Raw genomic sequence first — 23,322 nt, 5'->3', positions numbered from 1 at the left:
TACAAAATGAATCTGTATTCAGATCATTTATGGGGTCATATATCCATATATGTAAAACAAAATCTTTCAATATTGTATTGAATTGTTCTTCAAATATATTGTTTTTTTGTTTTGAAAAGGATTTTTTATTGATAAATCAGTAATTTTTAACGAAAAAAATATTAAAGTTTAAAGATCCTGATAAATGTAATGGCCTATTTGAAAACTAAAAATGCTACCTCATAATCATTTTTCGAATATAAGATAGCACTATATGTATGGCTGTGATAAAAACAGCATATTTTTAGCTGATCAGCTTCATGATTTGCAAAGCAATTTTCAATGCTTCAGTTCCGTCTTCAAGAGAAACCTCTACATTTTTACCACTGGTGATGGCATCTGCGAAAGAATTTAACTCATCCAAAATAGCATTGTTGGACTGAATATTTGGGTATTCAAACAAGATCTGATTCTTTTCTCCATCTGCATTTTCAATGATCATATCAAATGGAGTAGGGTTTTCAGGAGCATCTTTCATTCTGATCACTTCGGCCTTTTTCTCAAGGAAGTCTACAGAGATATAAGCATCTTTCTGGAAGAATCTGCTTTTTCTCATCGCCTTCATAGAAATTCTGGAAGTCGTAAGATTGGCAACACATCCGTTTTCAAACTCTATCCTTGCATTGGCGATATCCGGAGTCTTGCTTACCACACAAACACCGCTTGCATGAATGTTTTTAACCTTAGATTTAGCCATGCTCAATAGAATATCCAGATCATGGATCATAAGGTCCAGTACTACAGAAACGTCTGTCCCGCGGGGATTGAATTCTGCCAGTCTGTGGATTTCAATAAACATCGGATTGCTGATATATTCCTTAGTGGCAATAAAAGCAGGATTGTATCTCTCAACGTGTCCTACCTGTGCTTTAATTCCTTTTTCCTGGCATAAACGTAAAATTTCTTCTGCCTGCTCAAGAGTCTGGGTTACCGGTTTTTCAATAAAGAAATGCAGCCCTTTTTCAATGGCTTTTAAAGCATAATCATAATGATAAACTGTGGGAGTGACAATATCAAGCACGTCAATCTGCTCAAGCAATTCATCAAAATTTTCAAAATATTTATATCCGAATTCGGCTTCTAATTTCTTTCCGTTTTCAACATCTTTATCATGGAAACCTACAAATTCATATCTATCTGATTGATTAAGAAGTTTTAAATGTATTTTCCCCAAGTGTCCGGCACCTACCAAACCTGCTTTTAACATAGCTGTATTAAATTTTTGTAAAGATAGTGAATGTACATTTATAAAATACATGACTTTTCACTTGGAAATATTCAAGGTTGAGCACATTTATTCATTAAAGAAATTACAGTAAATTCACGGTCAGAAAAATAACGATGAAAAGAATAATTTCGATATTACTTATCTTAGGATTATGTACTGCCGGATGTATAGGAGATAGTCCATATGACCCGCAGGCTAAATGTGGAACTCCAGAAAATTTGATATTTGAAAAAGGAAGTAACCAGCTTTCCTGGAATATGATTAGCCAGGGCGAAGGATATTATGAAATACAGTATGGAGAGCAAGGTTTTACTTTAGGAAATGGAACCACAGTTGTAACCTATAAGAATTCCTATAGTCTTCCATTGTATAAGAATAATAAATATGACCTTTACGTAAGAAAAAACTGCGGAATAGACAATGGCCGGAGCAACTGGGCGGGACCTATTACTGTTTTGGCAAGTAGTACGACAACTTGTGTACAGCCAGCGTATGCAACGTATACCAAAACGACTTCCTCCACGCTTTCTTCTACTTTTGATGCTACAGTATCCTGGGATAATGATGGTGTTTCTGCATATGAAACTGTTTTAACGATAAGTTCGGCACCTCCTGCGAGTGGACAGTTAACAATTGCAGGTCAAAAAGCCATCTATACAGGACTAAGTAAAACCCAGAACTATAACTTTTTCGTCAGAAAAAGATGTGCTGATAATACCTTTAGCGCGTTTTACGGACCTTATCCTATAAAATGGAATTAAGAAACAAAAATAAAGCAGTCATTTTTTTGATTGCTTCTTTTTTGTGGATAATTCTTTTCTCCAATTTGTAAAATCTAATTTCTAATTTCTTACTTTTGTCAAATGCAGGATTCGTTTGTACATAAAGGAAAAAGAAAGATTTTAGTTGAATATCTTCGACAGAGAATTGGAATTTCGGATGAAAATGTACTTCGGGCGATGAGTGAAGTTCCGAGACACCTTTTTATCGAAAGTATTTTTGAAGACTTTGCCTATGAAGACAGGGCATTTCCCATTCTCGCACATCAGACCATTTCCCATCCTTCAACGGTTGCAGAACAATCTGAGCTGCTGCAGGTAAAACCAGGAGAAAAAGTACTGGAGATTGGTACCGGATGCGGATATCAGACGGCTGTTTTAATAGCAATGAAAGCTCATGTATATACGGTTGAAAGACAGAAAGACCTGTTTGACTTTTCTAAAAAGAAACTCAGAGAACTTCATCTGTTTCCAAAATTTCAGAGCTTTGGAGATGGCTTTGCCGGGCTTCCTACTTTTGCTCCATTTGATAAAATTATTGTAACCTGCGGTGCTTCTACCTTACCAACAGAACTTTTAAAACAATTGAACATCGGAGGAATAATGGTAATTCCATTGGGACCTACGGATGAACAGGTTTTATACAGATTTACCAAAATAGGTCCTACAGAATTTGAAAAAGAAGAATTCGGGGCTTATAAATTTGTGCCGATGCTTGGAAATACCAACCAATAATAACGGAATTAGCAGAAGAACTGGTGTTTGAGACCAGTTCCATCGAATACCAATCTTATCAATAGGAACGGACTATCATCCTGAGCGGAGACGAAGGGAGTCCGTTTTTTTATCAACATACATTCTATCGGCTTAGCCAAAATTTAAAATATTTTAACTCATTTCGGAATGAAAATTGGACTCATATGAGAACCCAATCACTAAAATCTATTATTATGGATACGAACAGATTCAAAGCGTCACATGATTTTAGTAATCTTCAGAAAAACCTGAATAATAATCCGGGATATAACGCAGAAAGTTATTCCCAGCAGGTAAAAGATTACATTCATGACATGAAAAGCAGGAATCAGGAAGCGACCAAACAGGGATTTATGACACAAGCTCAGAAATCTGCGAAAGAAGTTTGGACAGAAATTCAGGAAATTGCTTCTGAAGCCTGGGAGAAGAACAATGACCGTTCATATGAAAAGAAATAATTTTTAATATTAAAGTTCAGGAACCTTACTTTTTGCGAGTGAGGTTTTTTATTTAGAATCATTAATCCATAACGATGAAAGTCTTTATCAATAAAAAAATTCCCGAAACAGGAATTAAAATGCTGGAAGAAGCAGGACTGGAAATTACAGTTGCTGAAAAAGAAAACCTTTCTTATAAAGAATGGCTGAATTACTGTAAAAATACCGATACTATTTTAAGTATTGGCGCAGAATTTAAATATGACAAGAATTTCTTTGAAGCCTGCCCCAATGTGAAAGCCATTGCTTTATATTCTGTTGGGTTCGATCATGTAGATATCAAAGAAGCTACCCAAAGGAATATTCCGGTGGGCAATACTCCTGATGTTTTGAGCAGGGCAACTTCAGACGTTGCTTTTTTACTCATGCAGTCCGTAGCGAGAAGAGCAAGCTTCAATTTCCGGAAAGTAAAAGATGGAAGCTGGGGTACATTTGATCCTTTGCATGCTTTAGGACAGGAGCTTTATGGGAAAACCCTGGGGATTTTTGGACTTGGTCGTATCGGTTATGAAATGGCTGAGAAATCTAAGAAAGCTTTTGGAATGAATATCATTTATCACAACCGTCATCATAATGAAGAAGCGGAACTGGAATTGGGAGCAGCTTATGTTTCTTTTGAAGAGCTGATCAAAAACTCGGATGTATTGAGTGTTCATGCCAATTTTACTCCTGAACATAAAGAATTATTCAATGAGTCTATATTTGAACAGATGAAGCCGGATGCTATTTTCATCAATACCGCCAGAGGTGGTTTCCACAATCAGAAAGATTTGTACCAGGCGTTGGTTGATCAGAAAATCTGGGGAGCGGGTCTTGATGTTACCAACCCGGAACCTATGTCAACAGACGATCCTATTCTTGAACTTTCAACTGTTTGTATCTTGCCACACATTGGTTCTGCCACTATTGAAGCCCGAAACGGGATGGCAAGACTGGCTGCAGGAAATATCATTGCTTTTTCGAAAAATGAAAAAATGCAGTATTGTGCAAATCCTGACGTTTATTCTGCCCATTCATTATAACTTGGAATTATTTTTGTTCTGATTATATAAACCTAAAATCTTAAACATCATGGCACCAGAGAAAAATATTAATCAACAGAACAAGAGGTTAGAACAGATGGATTATAACCCTAATGAAGATATATTTAAGAGAGAAAAGCATATTTCGCTTGATGGAGACGGCAATCCTATTTTAGATGAAGATTTTGATGAGGATAAAATAGATAAAGGCTTAGATATTCCAGGAGCCGATGACGATGATGAAATGGAAGAAATAGGGGAAGAAGATGAAGAGAACAACTACTGGAGTCTCAGCGATAATGAAGATGACCATGAAGAAGAAAATGATGATGTTTTAACCTAAAATTTGATGATAACAGACTAGCCTTGCTGAATTTCAGTGAGGTTTTTTATGTTGAATAACGACTTCTTTTAGTAAGACAATTCCCCTCTCTTGGAGGGGTGGATTCAAAATTCAAAGAATTTTTGAAGACGGGGTGGTTCCATAGTACAGCACAATAAAATCCTCCAGCTCCTTCATCACCACACTCAGATGATTCCTCACATCAAAATCTGTAATTCTGAAAATAAGCAGTCCTAATGACTCAAGATATTCCTCCCTTATCCCATCATAAACTTCTTTCTTATCATGGCTTGAACCGTCAATCTCAATGATAAGACCCAAATTTTTTACATAGAAATCAACAATATAATTTCCAATAATTCTTTGTCTGTCAAAATCAATTGTATGAAAATTTTTAGCACGGACTTTTCTCCAAAAGATCACTTCACCCAAGATCCGGGCTTTACGTTTTTCTTTTAATAATATTTTTAAATAGGGGTTGTAGGGCAGGTTCTCAACGAAATTCCTGCGGATCGGAATTCCGTTGATGATGGTGAGGATTTCTTTCATTGTTGTGTTTTAAACCACCCCGTCTTTCAAAGCTCGCACTTTGAAATCCACCCCTCCGGAGGAGGGGAATTGAAGTTCGTTTATTCAAATATAGTATTTAAGAGGAGATTGTGATTAATATCCGGATTCGATAATTTTGTATAAACCATAAGCTGAAGCCATTTTCATCCTTTCACTTGCCTATATTTTCTAATTTGAATATCTTTAAAACTTCAAACATTGTTTCAACATAGACCTTTAAATAGCAATATGACATTTCAAGAACAGATACAGCAGGGGATTCCTAATCAGCTGCCACAACCAAAACCATACGAGACCAATATCAACCATGCTCCAAAGCGTAAAGAAATCCTGGGGGAGGAAGAGAAAAAACTGGCATTGAAGAATGCACTACGTTATTTTGATCCTCAGTTTCATGCAGAACTGATTCCTGAATTTAAGCAGGAACTGGAAGATTACGGAAGAATTTATATGTACCGCTTCCGTCCGGACTATGAAATGAAGGCGAGACCTATCACAGATTATCCGGGACAATCTGAGCAGGCAAAAGCGATCATGCTGATGATTCAGAATAACCTGGATTATGCAGTAGCACAGCATCCTCATGAATTGATCACTTACGGTGGAAACGGAGCTGTATTCTCCAACTGGGCTCAGTATCTGCTAACCATGAAATATCTTTCGGAAATGAGCAACGAGCAGACATTGGTGATGTATTCAGGACACCCAATGGGGCTGTTCCCGTCTCATAAAGATGCACCAAGAGTGGTTGTAACCAATGGAATGATGATCCCGAACTATTCAAAACCGGATGATTGGGAGAAGTTCAATGCATTGGGTGTTACTCAATACGGACAGATGACGGCAGGAAGTTATATGTATATTGGCCCGCAGGGAATTGTTCACGGGACAACGATTACAGCATTAAATGCTTTCAGAAAAATAAAAAAAGACCCTAAAGGAGGACTTTTCGTGACTTCAGGATTAGGAGGAATGAGTGGAGCTCAGCCAAAAGCTGGTAATATTGCTGGTTGCATTACTGTATGTGCAGAAGTAAACCCGAAAATCACCAAAATCCGTCATGATCAGAAATGGGTGAATGAGATCTATGAAGATCTTGATTCATTGGTGAAAAGAGTAAGGGAAGCACAGGCTGACAAAGAAACCGTTTCTTTGGCTTACCTTGGAAATATTGTTGATGTCTGGGAGAAATTCGATCAGGAAGATTTAAGAATTGACATCGGTTCAGATCAGACTTCACTTCACAATCCTTGGGCTGGTGGTTACTATCCGGTAGGCCAAACATTCGAAGAATCTAATATTATGATGGCTGAAAACCCTGAGTTATTCAAAGAAAAAGTTCAGGAAACATTAAGAAGACATGCTGCAGCCATCAACAAACATACAGCAAAAGGAACCTACTTTTTCGATTATGGAAATGCCTTTTTATTGGAAGCTTCCAGAGCGGGAGCAGATGTAATGGCAGAAAATCCAACATTGGGAAGAGAATTCAAATATCCAAGTTATGTACAGGATATCATGGGACCTATGTGCTTTGATTATGGTTTCGGACCGTTCCGCTGGGTATGTTCCAGTGGAAATCCGGAAGATCTTCAGAAAACGGATGATATTGCATGTGCAGTATTAGAAGAAATGGTGAAAAACTCTCCTGAAGAGATCCAGCAGCAGATGAAAGACAATATCCAGTGGATCAAGGGAGCACAGGAAAATAAACTGGTAGTAGGTTCACAGGCGAGAATCCTTTATGCAGATGCTGAAGGAAGAATGAAAATTGCAGAAGCCTTCAATAAAGCCATTAAAAACGGAGAAATAGGACCTGTGGTTTTAGGAAGAGACCATCATGATGTTTCGGGTACAGATTCTCCTTACAGAGAAACTTCCAATATCTATGACGGATCAAGATTTACTGCGGATATGGCCATTCACAATGTGATTGGTGACAGTTTCCGTGGGGCAACCTGGGTTTCCATTCACAATGGTGGTGGAGTAGGCTGGGGAGAAGTGATCAACGGTGGTTTCGGAATGCTGTTGGACGGAAGCGATGATGCCGATAGAAGATTGAAGTCTATGCTTTTCTGGGACGTAAACAATGGAATCTCAAGAAGAAGCTGGGCAAGAAATGAAGGCGCTGTTTTCGCTATTAAAAGAGCGATGGAAGCCGAACCTAATCTGAAAGTGACTCTTCCGAATTTGGTAGATGAAAATTTATTGTAAAATATTTTAGATATAAAGAAAACCTGCTGTAAAGCAGGTTTTTTGTTTCTTGTTGCAATAAGAGTTTAGATTCCTTCGGAAAGACAAAAGAGCGCTTAGATTATCCACACAGTTTGTCATTCCGCAGGAATCTCTGCTTTATCAAGTAGTTTTAGATTCCACGCTTCACTTCGTTTCGCTCTGAATGGCAAACATGGTGTATATTTTAATGTGTTTTTAAAGGATCAATCTTACTCGCACAATTATCGGAAAACTTTTTAGCGTCCTCTTTGTCATTCCGCAGGAATCTTAATAGAGATTAAAAATTTGAAAAAGCTTTACGATTTTTCAACAAAATTAAAATATTAGAAAATTTCACAACTCTTTCCAACCTTTTCTGTCATTAGTACATCTTTAGAAGAAAAGAGATCCTATGAAAATCACAATACCCAAACCTTGTCACGAAAACTGGAATACAATGACCCCTGATGAAAAAGGAAGATTCTGTGCTGTTTGTTCCAAAACAGTGAGAGACTTCAGGAAAGCTCCGGATGATGATATTATAGATTTTTTTTCCGGGACTTCGGAAGAGATCTGCGGGAATTTTAATCCGTCACAGCTCAACAGAGATCTGAGTTATTCTTACATCAATACTCTTTTTGTGAAATTTGCGGTAGGTGCCATGCTGACAACGGGAGGAATTGTAAGTGTGCATGCACAGCAAAATAAAACCTGTGATACCCTAAAGACCGAAGAAGTACAGGAAATTGTTTTCAGTACTCAGAGAGACAGAAAATTGCTTGGCTCAGTTTCAGTAATACCGGCTAATGCTTTATTAGACAGCAAAGAAAAGGAAAGAAAAGAACTCATTACAAAATTGCCGGGATTATCTGTTGGGGAGCCTCCTAAAGATAATAACAGTATACGTATTGGTGGGGCTCCTTCAAGCGGAGTAATCTATCAGCCTATGTATATTGTAGATGGAAAAATAAGCGATTATGAAAAAGTAAAAACACTGGATCCTAATCTTATAAAAACTATGAATATACTGAAGGGGGCTTCTGCATCTGCAAAGTTTGGTGAAAAAGCCAAAGGCGGAGTAGTAGTGATTACTACTAAAAAGAAAAGAAAGAAATAAAAACTCCGGCGATCGAAGATCGCCGGAGCCTGTGTTATATCCAAATAAATATATATTATTTCACCGCTGCAATTGCCGCTTCATAATTCGGTTCATGAGAAATATCTGCCACCTGCTCTTCATAGATGATCTTTCCTGAAGTATCTATTACCACAACAGCTCGGCTCAGAAGACCTTTCATGGCAGAATCTACCAGTTCCACTCCATAGTTCCACCCAAAGTCTGAACGGAAATCTGAAAGCATCACTACATTTTTAATTCCTTCAGCACCGCAGAATCTTTTCTGTGCAAACGGAAGATCTTTGGAAATACAAAGGACTACTGTATTGGGAAGGTTCCCTGCCTCTTCATTAAAATGATGTACGGAAGCTGAACAAACACCTGTATCTACACTGGGAAAGATATTTAAGATCACATTCTTTCCTTTGTAAGATTCCAGTGTCTGATCATTCATATTCACATCTGTAAGGGTAAATTTAGGAGCTGGCTTATTCAGCGCCGGTAATTTTGTATAAGTATGTACTTCTTTTCCTCCCATTAAAACTGTATTGATTGCTTTAGATTTTTGTGCAAAGCCTATTGCAGAAAAGAATAACAGGGTACTGAAAACTAATTTTGAAAACATGAAATTTTATTTTTCAGCTAAATTATTCTTTTTTCAGGAGCTGAGATTAATTTTAATTCAAATAGATCAAATCTATTGTCAGATTGTTTTTTTCAAAACATTTTACTTCTACCTTTATATTACAAAAACCTCCTTAGAAGGAGAAGCTTATCACATAAAAAAATAGAAAGATTTATGAGTTCAGAAAATACAGCATCATTCCATCACATTTTTAAGAGTGAAAATGAAATTCCGGAAGAGTATAAAGTTCCGGTCATTCACCAGAGAACTTATTTGTTGAATGGCGAACTGGTAGAATGGAACGGAGATGTCACCGAAATCTATTCCCCGGTATGTATTCCTACAGAAAAGGGATTAGAAAGAAAACTTTTGGGAAGTATCCCGAATATAGGCCCAAAGGAAGCCATGGAAGTCCTTGAAGCCTGTGTAAAAGCCTATGATAACGGTCTTGGTGAATGGCCGACTATGTCTGTAGAGGGACGCATTAAATGCATGCAGAAATTCGTTTATCTGATGATCCAGCAAAGAGATCTGATCATTAAATTACTGATGTGGGAAATTGGAAAAACGCTTGCTGATTCTACTAAAGAATTTGACCGTACTGTAGATTATATCAATCAGACCATTGATGCTCTGAAAGATCTGGACAGAGAATCGTCCCGCTTTCAACAGGCAGAAGGTACCATTGCACAGATCAGAAGAGCTCCGCTTGGAGTGGTTTTAAGTATGGGACCATTCAATTATCCTTTGAATGAGATTTTTACCACACTGATTCCTGCTTTGATTATGGGAAATACCATTCTGTTTAAACTTCCAAAGCACGGTGTGTTGGCTCATTATCCTTTATTAAATGCTTTTAAAGAAGCATTTCCGAAAGGAACGGTGAATACATTATATGGAAAAGGATCAGAGATTATCACCCCGATCATGGAAAGCGGAAAAGTGAATGTTCTGGCCTTCATCGGTTCAAGTAAGGTAGCGAACGGTTTGAAAAAGCTGCACCCAAAAGTAAACCGTTTAAGAGCTATTCTGAGTCTGGATGCGAAAAACGCTGCAATTGTTACTAAAAATGCGAATCTGGATGTAGCGGTGAGCGAATGTATTTTAGGGGCACTTTCTTTCAACGGACAGCGATGCACAGCACTGAAGCTGATATTTGTTCAGAAAGAGATTGCTTTAGAATTTACAGAAAAACTAAGTGCTGCGGTTTCTGCTCTGAAACCAGGATTGCCATGGGAAAAAGACGTAAAAGTAACTCCACTTCCGGAAGTCAACAAACCTCCTTACCTGAAAGAATGTATTGATGATGCATTAAACAAAGGAGCTGCTGTTTTGAATAAAGACGGAGGTTATACGGATGAATCTTTTGTTTTTCCGGCAGTAGTTTATCCGGTAAACAGTGAGATGAAACTATATCATGAGGAACAGTTTGGTCCGGTGATTCCTGTTGTTCCGTTTGAAGACATAGAAGAACCTATAGAGTATCAGGTGAATGCTTCGCACGGGATGCAGGTAAGTATTTTCAGTGAAGATCCACAGGAAGTAGCAAGGCTGATTGATCCATTCGTGAACCTTGTAAGCCGTGTCAATATCAACTGCCAGGCACAAAGAGGTCCGGATGTCTTTCCGTTTACCGGAAGAAAAGACAGTGCGGAAGGAACACTTTCTGTTTTTGATGCGCTCCGTTCATTCTCAATCCGGTCTCTGGTAGCGGCAAAACTTACAGACTCCAATAAAGAATTACTCAATACTATTGTCAGAGAACATGATTCCAATTTTTTGAGCACAGATTATATTTTCTGATCCTATTGTATTTAACATAAATAAAAATCCTCAATAAATTTCTTTATTTGTTGAGGATTTTTTTAACTTAATGCCGAAAATTAGAGTTTTGTGTTATAATAAGATGATATTTTTTAGAAATATTATCTAAGGATCAGTGTGTAAATCATGTCTTCACCGGAAAAAGAATTTTTAGAGAAAATTGAAAAGCACAAAGGTGTTGTTTTCAAGATCTCTAAAATGTATATGGATAATAAGGACGATCAGAATGACCTCTATCAGGAGATCATCTACCAGGCCTGGAAATCATACGGTGATTTTCAAAAGAGGAGTGATTTCTCCACATGGCTGTACAGAACTGCGCTCAACACAGCAATTGTTTTCCTGCGAAGTGAAAAAAAACGTAGTTTTATACAGAATCAGAATGTAGATGGGCTGAGTGCCCGGCAGGAACCTTATAATGATACAGATGATGTGAATATGAAGCGGATGTATGAAGCCATTCATCAGCTGAGCCCTATTGATAAAGCGCTTATATTTTTCTTTTTGGAGGGTTTTTCGGGAAAAGAAATTGCCGTTCAGCTAGGAATTACTGAAGTCAATACAAGAGTAAAGCTGAAAAGGGCAAAAGAGAAGCTGAAAGAGATTATTACCAAACAAGGAGCAGGTTCTCATTAAAAGATAAAACGATGGAGTTAGAAAACTTTAAAGAACTTTGGAATAAAGATACAGGACAGGAATCTCCTGAAATTTCTCTTGAAAAACAGAAGGAAATACATTCCCCGTTACAGATGCTCAAAGTGAATATGGAAACAGAGTTCTGGCTGATGATTGTAACGCTGCCTTTACTGTTAACTAATTTCCCATTTGCTTCTGCTGATTCTAATATTAAAATCATATCTGCATTTGTCACAATTCTGACCCTTGTTATTATCATCTATTTTTATTCCCGCTTTCTGAAACTGTATAAGCTGCTTCAAAAGAATAGCATCAATACAAATTATGATTTGTTCAATCTTAAAACCCAGCTTCTCATATCGAAAGAAATTTATATAGCCTATTATATCTCCTATATCCCTCTTGGATTTCTTCTCTCTCTGATCAGAATTAATTTCCATTTTGAGATGGAATATAATCTGGCTATCTTCGGGATCAGCCTTCTGATCACTCTGCTCCTGATTGCTTTTATCATAAAATACTGGATCTATTATATGTACGGAAGGTATATTGATGATGTAGTACGCTTGGTAGATGAGCTTAATAAGATTGAGGTAAGTCCCGGACCTGAAAAGAAAAAAACATGGTTTGAGCGTTCACAGAAATTTTTTATGAATAAAATGGGTATCAAAGGAAATATTCTGAATACCGTTATATGGTTTGTTTCAATGTATATTTTTATCATTTTATTTTTGACAGCAGTACTTCTTATTATTATCGTAGTGGGTGCCAAATTTCATTTTCTTGATATAGGAACGCTGCAAAAAGCTTTAGATCAGTTGAATTAGAAATTGCTCTGCCTTTCTTTAAATTTCCTATCTTTAGGACGTCGAGGTAAAAAAATGTAATATGGATGAGATTAAAAATCAAGTGTTTCCTATAGAGGAATTTCTTGAGCTTGTAAAGAATAAACAGGACCGGAAGACATCTTTTGATCCGGATTATAATTATGCAGTGTACTCTTCAAAAGATGAATTTGAACAGCAAATGAAAATCTTTATTGGTGACCCTTTGGACATTGGTGAGAATGATAATGAAATATTACCCGATTTTGTTTTTCAAAATAAACTGAACTATATGTGTTCTGATGAGAATATTCAGGATGTTGTGGATCTTGCTTTTCGGCAATATGCTGGTGTCACTTCATCTCAGCTTATTGACGCCCTGAACCATTATCTTGAAAAAGACGACTTCTTAGATTTTAAATAAAAACTGAGCAATGAACCTTATATTTCCCATATCAGGTTCTTTTTTTATACACATTTTAACTGCTTTTTACCAGCTGTTTAGGTCAATAAGGAAGATCCCTTTAAGGATGATTAAAATTCAACAAGAATTATTTCAGGTACTATTCAAAAAAAATAATAAACTTATAAGGACGCACAATGAGAGCCTGACAGCATCTTTCTGTCCGGTTTTTTTATTTCTTTTGTAAAAATACTGTAACAATTTTTTTAAATGAAAACTAACTCTATAGAGTAACAAATCATGACCTCATTAGAACAAGAGTTTATAAGTCAAATTGAACAGCATAAAGGAATCCTATTTAAGATTTCTAAAATGTACATGACTGAAAAGGATGATCGGGATGATCTTTTTCAGGAGATTACCTATCAGCTCTGGAAAGCATTTCCTGGTTTCAGAGGGGAAAGCGAATTTTCAACATGGCTGTACAGGATCGCTTTGAATACGGCCATTATCTTCCTTAAATCAGAAAAAAGAAGAAGCTTTATTGCTCATGAAGATTTTTCCAATCATATCATTGTACAAGAAGATTATGATTACAGGAAAGAAGAGCGCCTGGCTGAAATGTATAAGGCTATCCATCAACTCAATCCCATTGATAAAGCTTTTATATTCTATTATCTGGAAGATTTTTCAGGAAAACAGATTGCAGAGCAGATGGGAATTTCTGAAGGAAATGTAAGAGTGAAAATGAACCGCTCAAAAAACAAACTTAAAGATATCTTAAGCCAAATAAAAACCAACAAACATTAAAATCAGTAATCCAATGAATATCGATGAATTGAAAAATACCTGGAATGAAGATATTATGGAGGAAACTCCTGAAATAAGTATAGAACAAAGAAATAAACTGAATCTTCCCCTTGAAAAAATACGTAAAAATATGCGTGTGGAATTCTGGTGGGTAATAGGGATTTTTGTTTTTGCTTTTCTGGTTTGCTCAGTCTGCAGGCCTTTTAAATTGCAATTATATATAACGGTTTTAATTGCTTCCATGCTTATTGTTACCGTTTTCTTTTTCAGTAAGTTCTTTAAACTGTATAACGAAATCAGTAATCCTGCACCTAAGACCTACGATTCTCTGAAAGATCTGGTGATGCAGCTGAATCTGAATAAACAATATTATCTTTCATACTACATCAGTTTTGCACCGTTTCTGGTATGTGAGATTCTTATTGTTCTGGAATTTATCCCGTGGCCCAAACCTTTGAGTGAACTGAAAATTGCAGTGATCTTAATAGGTTCTGTGATTGGAGGATTATTTTTACTCTACCTGGCCGGAAAATTCTGGTTTCACCGGTATTACGGAAGATATATGCAGCATATTGAAAATCTTTTGGAAGAGTTGAAAAGATAGAAAAGAGTTCGGCGGGCTGAAAGCCCGCCGAACCTTTATAAATTATTGTCCCTTATTGTCTTTTTCCTTAGCAATTTCATTTTTTATCCAATCCAGTTGTGGATCTTTTTTGTCAATAATATCCTGCATGCTTTCAGTTACTACTACATCGGGAACAACACCTTTCCGAGAGTCTGAGAATTTGATATTAGGCTGCACCAGAAGTAATCCGATTGGGAACCTGATTTTAGAATTAGGAAGTTTCTGATAAGAATAGAAACCTGCAACAGTTCCATCGTTAGCGCCACCGGTTTCTTCACCTACAAGAGTTGCCCTTTTATCATTCTTAAGCTTGGCAGTAATAATAGAAGATGCTGAGAAGCTTCCTCCGTTGATCAATACAAAAACTTTTCCGTGGAAAGCCTGTTTATTAGGTTTTGTAGGTTTATCAGCTTTCATTTTATAGAAAACTTTTCCGTCTTTTTTATACGTACTGAAAGCCTGCGCGAAGAAATAACTTGGATAGGCAATACTTTTAAGAGCATATTCTAAAGCATTGCTTTTTCTGAAATAATTTGTACGCAGTGGAGTATCCCTTGACGTTACCTGGGAAGGTTTGATCAGGGTAAAAGGTGCATCCGCTAAATAGGAGTACAGGTTATTGATCTCATAGAGAGAACCTCCATAGTTATTTCGGACATCTATGATGAGGTAGGGAGCTTTGGCCTCATTGATCTTGGCAAAGGTTTTTTTATAAAATTCATCAGAATAATCTCGGGAGAAACTCTGTACCTTTATATAAGCGATAGTGCTGTCTTTATCCAGGAATTTAAAACTTCTGTTATAAGAATTACTTGAAACTACATAATCGTTCAGTTTCTTTTCAAGCGTCTTTTTCTTCATTTCCTTATCCTTTTCAAGATCGGAATCAGATTTTATTTCTCTGCTTAAAGTATACGTTCGTTTTTCTCCCTGATAAAGTGTTTCAAGAGTTGCTTTACTCCCCAAACCGTTCTCTGCAGTATAAAAATTAAAGAAAAGGTCTTTTAAAAAATAGGGGTGGAAAGTTGTATTATCACCATCACTGCTGATCAGACTTCTATACTTCTTTATATAATCTGATACAGGAACATTATTAATTGATAAAATTTCAGTTCCGGGTTGTATATGCTCAATAGAATCTCTGTTTTGAATAATATACATCTGATCGCCTGATATATAATATTCGAGACGGCTGAACATTCCTTTCTGATGTTCCAGTCTTTTAAATTCTCTTTTGTTAAACTTTTTTCTGGGAATTCTCAATGAAAGATGCCCTTCCCGGATTCCCGCAATGACAGGCTGAAGTTTAAAATAAAACTGAAGAGGAGTAAGAGATTCGGTGAGAGTCTGTTTAAGACTATCAAATTTATGATCCAATTCCTTCTTGGGAATATACCAGTATAATTGAGGATGCATTTGCTGTAATTTTGAATAAGCAAAGTCCACATCCTCTTTGAGTTGCTCCGGTGGAATACATGAGGCCCGCTGTTCGTTGTGTTTTTTTATAGAGGCACAAGACGAAAGTATTGCGAGAAGAAATATTACCGAATAATTTTTCAATAGATCTGAGTTTTTTAGGATGCTAAAATAGAAAGTTTAAATTTAATCATGACTTAAATGAATAATAAATTTTCCAAAATACATGATAAATTTAGTTAAAAAATGTACTAAAACTGAATAAATTTTCATTTAAAGGCAAAAGTCAATACATTTGATATTTATTTTCTATAGATGATTTATTGGATTATTACGACAGTGGCTGTTCTGACAGTTACCTTTTTTATAGTGATCAATATGAAGGCGTTTGGCGGGGTGCCAAAAGGAAAGCGGCTGAAGCGTATAAAACAGTCAAAACTCTATAAAAAAAGACAGTTTCAGAATATTAGCCATACCCCATCTATTACAGAAGGCTACAAAATGTCGAAAGTGACTTACGATTTCTTTTTAGGAAAAAAAGATCCGCTCTTGAAACCTTTTAAAGAAATTCAATCCCTTCATACCGATTTAAAAAACAGAGACAAAAATCAGGATATATTTATCTGGTTGGGGCATTCATCTTATTATCTACAGACCGATGGTATTTCCTTCCTGATTGATCCTGTGTTGAGTTTATATGGTTCACCTTTTAAATATTTTAACAAAGCATTCAAAGGATCAGACATCTTTAAACCTGGAGATATTCCCAATATTGATTATCTGGTAATAACCCACGATCATTTTGACCATCTGGATTACCCGACTGTAAAATCGATCAAAGACAGAACGGAAATGGCTATTTTGCCTTTGGGAGTGGGAGCACATTTAGAAAGATGGGGTTATGCTGAAAATTCGCTTATTGAAGAAGAATGGGGAACTGAAGTGAGGTTGAAGAATAATATAAAGATTGTCTTTACTCCCGCCAGACATTTTTCAGGCAGAAGAATCAGACAGAATGATACGCTATGGAGTTCCTATGTTTTGATAACACCAACAAAGAAAATTTTCTTAGGTGGAGACAGTGGATATGATAGCCATTTTAAAACTATCGGCGAACAATACGGGCCTTTTGATTATGCTATTCTTGAGAACGGACAGTATGGAGAAGCATGGAGGTATATTCATACGCTGCCGGAAGATGTTATTCAGGCTGGTATTGATCTTAAAGCCGAGCGTATCATCCCTGTTCATGCAGCAAAATTTGCACTCGCGCTTCACCCATGGAATGAACCTTTACAAAAGATAACTGCTCTTGGAAAAGAAAAAGGATTGAATATCCTCACTCCGATGATTGGAGAGGTAGTAGATCTGAATCAGCATGAACAGCAATTTACAGCCTGGTGGGAAGATTGATCAGGCATGCCAGATATCTTTATATCTTACAGGGTGGTTTTCAAACTGTTGTCGCACAAAATCACATTCCGGGTCTACAAGCAAATCTTTTTCCTCTGCGTAGCGTACCAGCTCATCCAGTAACAGTTTGGCGTATCCTTTACCCTCACGCTCTTCATCAAGTTTCGTATAATACACAATAAGCAGTCTTCCATCAACTTCTATGGACATATAACCTGCCTTTTTTCCATCAATAAGTAGCTGCAATTCATCCTGATATGGTGATACCTGAAACTTTATATTTTCCATGATAATGTAAGATTTGGTTGATAAAAAATAATTTGGAGAATTTCCCAAAAAACATTCTCTCCACTAAAATTACGAAATTAAATAATATGAAATAATAGTTTTCAGAAATCTTAACGAAATTTATAACATAATGATTAAAAGATAAAAGATAAAAGATAAAAGATAAAAGATAAAAGATAAAAGATAAAAGATAAAAGATAAAAGATAAAAGATAAAAGATGTTGTCGCTAAAATTCAATAGAGGTGGGTTTTAACCCATTCTACAATAAATGATCCATCCATTGGCTTTAGCCCAAACTTACAATATTTATTCTTTAAAATTCAAAATTTAATTCCAATGTGCTGATTGTCATTTGTTTACTAAAATCCTTTGTTTAATAAAATTGTATTCTGATTATCATTTCAGGATGATTAATAGGTAATAATTTCATTAAAATGTATAAAATATTTCAAAGATAATCAGTTGTTTATGATTTTTCTTAACAAATATTAGTATTTACAATTGAGATTTGGCACTTTAATTGACTATGCCATTATGTTTAATTTAAAAGGGGAATGAAATGAAAAAGTTACTTATAACAGTATTTTTGGTTGGAACATTTAGCTTGAGCTATGCCCAGTCAGATTACTATAACGATTACAGAAGGAGTATTTCGGATGTTAACTGGCAAAGAGTTGTTGCCGATCTGTTACTGTCTACAACACAGGCAAACCAGATTTATGTACTCAATGACCGATATCGTGATTACAACACGTGGAACAGAGTGTATGTGGTAGAGCCGGGAAGATGGAGAAACGACCGTTATTCGGAGTTGGAAAGAATTCTGGGTAGAGAAAAATATATCATTTTTAAAAAGAAATATTACAGAGGTCAAAATCCTGTGATTGTTTATGGCAGAAATAAAAACGATTATAAAAAATATCGTAAACAACAGGAGAAATATTATAAAAATCAGGAGAAATACTATAAAAAACAGTCTAAACATCACGGCCGTGGTCATGGTCATGACGACGACGATTGGGATTAAAATTATTATCAACTATATATTCACTTTCAAATGGCTGGCATCTTTGTCAGTCATTTTATTTTTTCAAACAGAATTGTTTTTATTGATTAATTTGTTTGAATTTTATAATTTTGATTAATGGAATCACACGAATCAATCAAAGGTTTTTATGAAAGGAATGCTCCCAATCTGGCATCACAGTGTATTGGAGTCAGCAGAATGGGGCACTTCAATGTATTTTCACGGGAATACTGTTCTCCGTTGACTCCCTACAGCAGGAGAGATTATTATAAGATTTCACTGATCATAGGAAAAGGAAAACTCCATTATGCAGATAAATGGATTAAAGTAGACCGGCCTGCTTTATTGTTTTCAAATCCTATTATTCCTTATTCCTGGGAAGCAGATGATGAAGATCAGAAAGGCTGGTTTTGTCTGTTTACCGATCAGTTTTTGCATAACGGAAGCCGTATGGGAAACCTGCAGGATTCTCCGCTTTTCAAGATTGGAGGAACTCCGGTTTTCTTTGTGGATGAAGAACAGCAGAGGATACTTTCTGATATTTATACGAAAATGATGACGGAGATTCAGTCGGATTATATTCACAAATATGATATGCTGAGAGCTTACCTTCATCTGATGATTCATGAAACCATGAGAATGCAGCCGGCAGAAAGTTTTGAACCCTATCAGAATGCCTCACAGCGGGTTGCTTCCTTATTTATGGAACTTCTGGAGAGACAATTTCCGATCGACAGTCCTGAAGCCTTTTTAAAATTAAAAACCCCCAACGATTATGCTCAGAGTCTTTCTATACATGTGAATTCCTTAAACCGTTCTGTAAAAGAAATCACAGGGAAAACAACCAGTCAGCAGATTACCGGAAGGATTATTCAGGAAGCCAATGCTTTACTGAAACATACAGACTGGAATGTAGCTGAAATCGCCTACGGATTAGGTTTTGAAGAACCCGCTTATTTTACCAATTACTTTAAAAAACAAACCGGAATTACTCCTAATGCCCTAAGAATGGACATTGTTTGAATTTTATAATTCTTAGTTTGAATTCTATATCGGGATTGGCCTTTTCATGTTCTAATTTTGTCTTATAAAATTAAATCATACCTATCATGAAATTTAAAAAATTAGGAAACACAGACGAACAGTTATCAGCAATTGGTTTAGGATGTATGGGAATGAGCTTTGCCTATGGTCCTACGGATGAACAGGAAAGTATCAATACCTTACACAAAGCTTTGGATTTGGGTGTAAACTTCTGGGATACAGCAGATATGTATGCCAATGGGGAAAACGAAAAACTGATCTCTAAGGTATTGGTTCCGAACAGAGATAAGATCTTTATTGCAACCAAATTCGGATTCAGGTTTAAAGACGGTAAAGCCAGCCACAGCGGAGCTCCGGGAACTTATTTTGACGGTTCTCCGGAATGGATTAGAAAAGCAGTAGATCTAAGCCTTCAAAGATTAAAAATAGACACTATTGATTTGTATTACGCTCACAGAGTGGATCCTAATGTTCCGGTAGAGGAAACAGTAGGGGCAATGGCAGAGCTGGTAAAAGCAGGAAAAGTGAAATACATCGGATTATCTGAAGCTTCAGCAGAATCTATCAGAAAAGCAAATAAAATTCACCCGATTGCAGCATTACAGTCAGAATATTCCATCCTTACAAAAGATGTTGAAAAAGAAATTTTACCAACCATCAGAGAACTGGGAATTTCTTTAGTGCCTTATTCGCCTTTGGCAAGAGGTCTTTTTACCAATATTTATGACGTACAGAACCTGGGTGATGATGACTTTAGAAAATCTTTACCACGCTATCAGCAGGAGTATCTTGAAAATAATACCAAACTGGCCAATGAGATTAATGATTTTGCCGCTTCCAAAGGGGTAAAAGGAACCCAGCTCGCCCTGGCCTGGGTATTGAATCAGGGAGACGACATCATCCCGATTCCGGGTACCAAACGAATTAAATACCTGGAAGAAAATATTGCAGCCGTCAATATAGACCTTTCCCAATCAGATCTGGATACTATTGAAGCCATTCTGAAAAAATACCCGAATGTAGGGGAAAGATACACTGAAGGTTCAATGAAACTGGTGAACAACTAAAAACTATTATAAAAACTGAGTTCCTGCTGATGATGGGAGCTCAGTTTTTTGTTATTATTCTCAATGAGAATGTATAAATAATGAAAAAAACTAAGTTATGAACAGAAGAGAACTATTAAAGAATGGATTATTGGCGGGAACATTCAGCATGATTCCTTTTTCCAGTGTACTGGCAGAAACTCCGAAAATCCCTGAAAAAACAGGTGATGATCTTTCCGGCTTTAAAAAACTGAAGCTTGGAGAACTGGAACTTTTTGTTCTTACAGACGGATATATTCATGAAGAAAATCTCAATGCATTTGCTCCCAGAGGAACTGTTGCTGAGCTGAAATCAATCCTTAAAAATAATTTCAGACCGGACAATTATATTGATATGGCCATGAATATTCTATTGGTTAAAACAAAGAATAAACTTATCCTCTTAGATACCGGAATGGGTATTTTTGCTGATGAAAGAACCGGATTCTTATTAAAAAGTCTCCAAAAAGCCGGCTTTTCACCAAAAGATATTACCGATGTTTTTATCTCTCATGCCCACCCTGATCATATTGGTGGCGTAGTTGACAAAAAGCAGAACCTCGTTTTTCCGAACGCCAATATTTTTATTTCAAAAATTGAACATGATTTTTGGATGAAAGCCACTATCAAAGATTTTAATAATAGTGCTTTGAAAGAGCAGCCTGAATTACTTAATCAGATTATTCCTGCTGTTCAAAATATTCTGAAAACGATTCAGCCGAAACTGAAGTTTTATGACCTTAATAATCCGCTTTATGACTATTTCAGTTTTCAGCTCGCTCCCGGTCATACTCCGGGTTTAACAGTGACAACCATTTCTTCAGGGAATGAAAAGCTGATCTACATTGCAGATTTGATTCATTCCGATGTAATCCTTTTTCCACATCCTGAGTGGGGCTACTTTGGAGATACTGATCTGGATATTGCTAGCGCTTCAAGAAAAAAGCTTCTTCAACAGCTGGCAGATACCAAAGTAAGAGCGTTTGCTTATCATTTGCCATGGCCGGGTCTGGGCTTTACAAAAACAAAATCCGGTGCATTTGAATGGTTTCCGGAAAGTTTTATGAATTAGGTTGCAGGTAATAGATAATAGGTTGCGGGGACTAGGGGAGGTAAATAGAAACGGGTTATCTTAATCAATAGTAATGAGGTGCTTAGCATTCCTCTCCTCCGGAGGGGTGGCAAAAATTCAAAGAATTTTTGAAGGGGTGGTTAGCTAAACGGAATGATTAATCATGCGCATAATTCAATCAATAACAGCGGACTTTAGTCCGCTTTTTCAATAAATATTTATGCATTTGGCTTTAGCCAAAACATATTAATCATCGACTTGATATAACAGATCCTCCCGGCAACGAGAGGATCTGTTTCAACATAAGAAAAAATTAGAGTTTTATTGTAATTACGCCTCTCCAAATACCAGCTCTGGAGAATACATCTTTCTGAACATCAGGTAAGTCATCGTAAGGACAGAGAAAGCGACTATTGCGTCTATTGTAGCTGGAAAACCAAGTACCGCAATTTTTGAGAAGAAAGCAAAAATAATATCAAAAAACATTCCTGCAAATACCCATTCTTTCAACCTCAGTAATCTGTTGGGAAGGAGAAGAACAAGAACCCCCGAAATTTTGAAAACCCCCAGTATATAAATAAAATGAGATGGATAGCCAAGCTGTTGGGTGATATCCCAAACGACAGGATTTTTTGTAAGTTCAAAGAAACCGCTGGCTCCGAACCATAATGACATAAAAATAGCGCCCGCCCAATAGATGATTTTTGTTGTTTTTGTTTTCATTGTAGTATTATTTTTAGTTGTTATTATTACTGTGTTGTGTAAAAGTTATTTGAAAGGTGTTTTTGCAGACCCTGATATTTCTCCTGTTTTTTGGTTTTGAATAAAAGCTATGACTTCCCAGTTTTCAGCAGAAAAACCATTCGGAAGCTGAAATGTTGTTGTTCCTTCCATTTGTTTATTCAATGAGATTTGATTTTGCTTGTGAACAATCTGCCAATGGTGCAGATGGCGGCCCTCATTTTCACCTTTTCCTACCTGAGTAGAAGAATGTTTTTCAACCAGATTAATGAGAAGTGTATTTTTAGGATCGGTGCCCGATGTTTTATATTCTACATTGATGCCCTTTTGAGAAACGTTTGCCGTTAATGCTATATTTGTTTTTTTAGAATTAAATAGAGCTTCCCGGATTGCGTTTTTAATATTGTTTTCATCAGATCCTACAAATTCTGTTTTTCCATTGACAACCAACTGAGGCGTATAAACCTGTGAATTTAAGATACGGCTGTATTGCTGTTGTCGTTGGGAGTTATCTGCAGTACTGAATCGGTCTTTCCATCCAAGACGGTTCCAGTAATCCACATGGTAGGAGAGTAGATAAACGGGCTCATCTTTATATTCCTTCCCGATTTTGCCCATTAGTTCATCTGCCGGAGGACAGCTGGAGCAGCCTTCTGACGTGAAGAGTTCCAAAACAGCAAAACCATTTTCTGTGGTTGGATGTTGTGCTGTCTTTTCTGGTTTATCCTGATAAATAAATGCTGAAGTAGCAAATAATAACGCAGTGAAAGCACTTACTGTGATTAAGTTTTTTAGTATCATGTCTTTTAATTTGATTCAAAAGTAGATACTCTGGGAAGGCAGAAGAATACAAAAAAGGTTTAACCGGACAAATTAAAAGGTGAATCAGGAAATTGTGAGGGGAAGGATTTTAAGGCTGGAAG

General features: G+C 36.5%; 25 protein-coding genes. 18 read left to right on the top strand and 7 right to left on the bottom strand.

Annotated features, from left to right (window positions below; translation table 11 throughout):
* Positions 1 to 283 precede the first annotated feature (283 nt).
* Entirely contained in the window at positions 284 to 1,246 is a 963-nt protein-coding gene (locus CHRYMOREF3P_RS05040; RefSeq protein WP_180564005.1) for a Gfo/Idh/MocA family protein, read from the bottom strand.
* A 134-nt stretch (positions 1,247 to 1,380) separates the two neighbouring features.
* Between CHRYMOREF3P_RS05040 and CHRYMOREF3P_RS05035 the strand changes: the two genes are divergently transcribed.
* The 5 genes from CHRYMOREF3P_RS05035 to CHRYMOREF3P_RS05015 all read left to right on the top strand — a co-directional run bounded on the left by CHRYMOREF3P_RS05035 (position 1,381) and on the right by CHRYMOREF3P_RS05015 (position 4,664).
* A complete protein-coding gene (locus CHRYMOREF3P_RS05035; protein WP_180564004.1) occupies positions 1,381 to 2,028 on the top strand; it encodes a hypothetical protein in 648 nt (215 codons plus the stop codon).
* A 102-nt stretch (positions 2,029 to 2,130) separates the two neighbouring features.
* The gene (locus tag CHRYMOREF3P_RS05030) at positions 2,131 to 2,781 is read left to right on the top strand and encodes a protein-L-isoaspartate(D-aspartate) O-methyltransferase (RefSeq protein WP_180564003.1); all 651 of its coding nucleotides are present in this window, start codon (positions 2,131 to 2,133) and stop codon (positions 2,779 to 2,781) included.
* Between the two features lie 215 nt (positions 2,782 to 2,996).
* Positions 2,997 to 3,260 (top strand): prevent-host-death protein, encoded by a 264-nt coding sequence (locus CHRYMOREF3P_RS05025; protein WP_077418015.1) that lies wholly within the window; start codon positions 2,997 to 2,999, stop codon positions 3,258 to 3,260.
* A gap of 74 nt (positions 3,261 to 3,334) precedes the next feature.
* On the top strand, positions 3,335 to 4,321 hold the full coding sequence (locus CHRYMOREF3P_RS05020) for a 2-hydroxyacid dehydrogenase (RefSeq protein ID WP_180564002.1): 987 nt from the start codon (positions 3,335 to 3,337) through the stop codon (positions 4,319 to 4,321).
* 49 nt (positions 4,322 to 4,370) lie between these two features.
* Positions 4,371 to 4,664, top strand: a complete 294-nt coding sequence (locus CHRYMOREF3P_RS05015; protein WP_077416437.1) for a hypothetical protein — start codon at positions 4,371 to 4,373, stop codon at positions 4,662 to 4,664.
* A gap of 111 nt (positions 4,665 to 4,775) precedes the next feature.
* On the opposite strand, the gene CHRYMOREF3P_RS05010 is transcribed toward CHRYMOREF3P_RS05015, so the two are convergent.
* Positions 4,776 to 5,213, bottom strand: coding sequence for an endonuclease domain-containing protein (locus CHRYMOREF3P_RS05010; protein ID WP_077416438.1), 438 nt, complete (start codon positions 5,211 to 5,213; stop codon positions 4,776 to 4,778).
* 249 nt (positions 5,214 to 5,462) lie between these two features.
* Between CHRYMOREF3P_RS05010 and CHRYMOREF3P_RS05005 the strand changes: the two genes are divergently transcribed.
* Positions 5,463 to 7,448, top strand: coding sequence for a urocanate hydratase (locus CHRYMOREF3P_RS05005; protein WP_077416440.1), 1,986 nt, complete (start codon positions 5,463 to 5,465; stop codon positions 7,446 to 7,448).
* Positions 7,449 to 7,860: 412 nt separating this feature from the next.
* Positions 7,861 to 8,565, top strand: a complete 705-nt coding sequence (locus CHRYMOREF3P_RS05000) for a TonB-dependent receptor plug domain-containing protein (RefSeq protein WP_180564001.1) — start codon at positions 7,861 to 7,863, stop codon at positions 8,563 to 8,565.
* A 55-nt stretch (positions 8,566 to 8,620) separates the two neighbouring features.
* Here CHRYMOREF3P_RS05000 and tpx read toward each other — a convergent pair whose 3' ends face one another.
* On the bottom strand, positions 8,621 to 9,190 hold the full coding sequence (gene tpx / locus CHRYMOREF3P_RS04995) for a thiol peroxidase (protein ID WP_180564000.1): 570 nt from the start codon (positions 9,188 to 9,190) through the stop codon (positions 8,621 to 8,623).
* Positions 9,191 to 9,364: 174 nt separating this feature from the next.
* On the opposite strand from tpx, the gene CHRYMOREF3P_RS04990 reads away from it, so the two are divergent.
* From CHRYMOREF3P_RS04990 to CHRYMOREF3P_RS04965, 6 genes are all read left to right on the top strand, one after another.
* Entirely contained in the window at positions 9,365 to 10,993 is a 1,629-nt protein-coding gene (locus CHRYMOREF3P_RS04990; RefSeq protein ID WP_180563999.1) for an NADP-dependent glyceraldehyde-3-phosphate dehydrogenase, read from the top strand.
* Between the two features lie 147 nt (positions 10,994 to 11,140).
* Positions 11,141 to 11,650, top strand: a complete 510-nt coding sequence (locus CHRYMOREF3P_RS04985) for an RNA polymerase sigma factor (RefSeq protein ID WP_047385529.1) — start codon at positions 11,141 to 11,143, stop codon at positions 11,648 to 11,650.
* Between the two features lie 11 nt (positions 11,651 to 11,661).
* Entirely contained in the window at positions 11,662 to 12,477 is an 816-nt protein-coding gene (locus CHRYMOREF3P_RS04980; protein ID WP_180563998.1) for a hypothetical protein, read from the top strand.
* A 61-nt stretch (positions 12,478 to 12,538) separates the two neighbouring features.
* Positions 12,539 to 12,898: a hypothetical protein gene (locus tag CHRYMOREF3P_RS04975; protein ID WP_149386197.1), complete on the top strand. Its 360-nt coding sequence runs from the start codon at positions 12,539 to 12,541 to the stop codon at positions 12,896 to 12,898.
* 279 nt (positions 12,899 to 13,177) lie between these two features.
* Positions 13,178 to 13,687, top strand: a complete 510-nt coding sequence (locus CHRYMOREF3P_RS04970; protein WP_077416452.1) for an RNA polymerase sigma factor — start codon at positions 13,178 to 13,180, stop codon at positions 13,685 to 13,687.
* 13 nt (positions 13,688 to 13,700) lie between these two features.
* Positions 13,701 to 14,291, top strand: coding sequence for a hypothetical protein (locus CHRYMOREF3P_RS04965; RefSeq protein ID WP_047385521.1), 591 nt, complete (start codon positions 13,701 to 13,703; stop codon positions 14,289 to 14,291).
* A 42-nt stretch (positions 14,292 to 14,333) separates the two neighbouring features.
* On the opposite strand, the gene CHRYMOREF3P_RS04960 is transcribed toward CHRYMOREF3P_RS04965, so the two are convergent.
* Positions 14,334 to 15,728 carry a S41 family peptidase gene (locus CHRYMOREF3P_RS04960; RefSeq protein ID WP_228408792.1) on the bottom strand — a complete coding sequence of 465 codons (1,395 nt, stop codon included), beginning with the start codon at positions 15,726 to 15,728 and terminating at the stop codon, positions 14,334 to 14,336.
* A 315-nt stretch (positions 15,729 to 16,043) separates the two neighbouring features.
* Here CHRYMOREF3P_RS04960 and CHRYMOREF3P_RS04955 point away from each other — a divergent pair, with 315 nt between their 5' ends.
* Positions 16,044 to 17,141, top strand: coding sequence for an MBL fold metallo-hydrolase (locus CHRYMOREF3P_RS04955; RefSeq protein WP_180563997.1), 1,098 nt, complete (start codon positions 16,044 to 16,046; stop codon positions 17,139 to 17,141).
* Here the strand turns inward: CHRYMOREF3P_RS04955 and CHRYMOREF3P_RS04950 are convergent, their stop codons facing one another.
* Positions 17,142 to 17,429, bottom strand: coding sequence for a GNAT family N-acetyltransferase (locus CHRYMOREF3P_RS04950; protein WP_047385514.1), 288 nt, complete (start codon positions 17,427 to 17,429; stop codon positions 17,142 to 17,144).
* A gap of 560 nt (positions 17,430 to 17,989) precedes the next feature.
* Between CHRYMOREF3P_RS04950 and CHRYMOREF3P_RS04945 the strand changes: the two genes are divergently transcribed.
* From CHRYMOREF3P_RS04945 to CHRYMOREF3P_RS04930, 4 genes are all read left to right on the top strand, one after another.
* The gene (locus CHRYMOREF3P_RS04945) at positions 17,990 to 18,457 is read left to right on the top strand and encodes a hypothetical protein (protein WP_180563996.1); all 468 of its coding nucleotides are present in this window, start codon (positions 17,990 to 17,992) and stop codon (positions 18,455 to 18,457) included.
* Positions 18,458 to 18,574: 117 nt separating this feature from the next.
* Positions 18,575 to 19,480 carry a helix-turn-helix domain-containing protein gene (locus CHRYMOREF3P_RS04940; protein WP_077416462.1) on the top strand — a complete coding sequence of 302 codons (906 nt, stop codon included), beginning with the start codon at positions 18,575 to 18,577 and terminating at the stop codon, positions 19,478 to 19,480.
* 86 nt (positions 19,481 to 19,566) lie between these two features.
* Positions 19,567 to 20,568 carry an aldo/keto reductase gene (locus tag CHRYMOREF3P_RS04935; RefSeq protein ID WP_077416464.1) on the top strand — a complete coding sequence of 334 codons (1,002 nt, stop codon included), beginning with the start codon at positions 19,567 to 19,569 and terminating at the stop codon, positions 20,566 to 20,568.
* Positions 20,569 to 20,665: 97 nt separating this feature from the next.
* Entirely contained in the window at positions 20,666 to 21,658 is a 993-nt protein-coding gene (locus tag CHRYMOREF3P_RS04930; protein WP_180563995.1) for an MBL fold metallo-hydrolase, read from the top strand.
* A 330-nt stretch (positions 21,659 to 21,988) separates the two neighbouring features.
* Here the strand turns inward: CHRYMOREF3P_RS04930 and CHRYMOREF3P_RS04925 are convergent, their stop codons facing one another.
* Positions 21,989 to 22,381: a DoxX family protein gene (locus CHRYMOREF3P_RS04925; RefSeq protein ID WP_077416468.1), complete on the bottom strand. Its 393-nt coding sequence runs from the start codon at positions 22,379 to 22,381 to the stop codon at positions 21,989 to 21,991.
* 45 nt (positions 22,382 to 22,426) lie between these two features.
* On the bottom strand, positions 22,427 to 23,200 hold the full coding sequence (locus tag CHRYMOREF3P_RS04920; RefSeq protein WP_180563994.1) for a DUF1223 domain-containing protein: 774 nt from the start codon (positions 23,198 to 23,200) through the stop codon (positions 22,427 to 22,429).
* Positions 23,201 to 23,322: the final 122 nt, after the last annotated feature.

Origin of the sequence: Chryseobacterium sp. JV274 (assembly GCF_903969135.1) — a bacterium.
Classification (GTDB): Bacteria; Bacteroidota; Bacteroidia; order Flavobacteriales; family Weeksellaceae; genus Chryseobacterium.
This window is presented reverse-complemented; position numbering and strand designations above follow the sequence as displayed.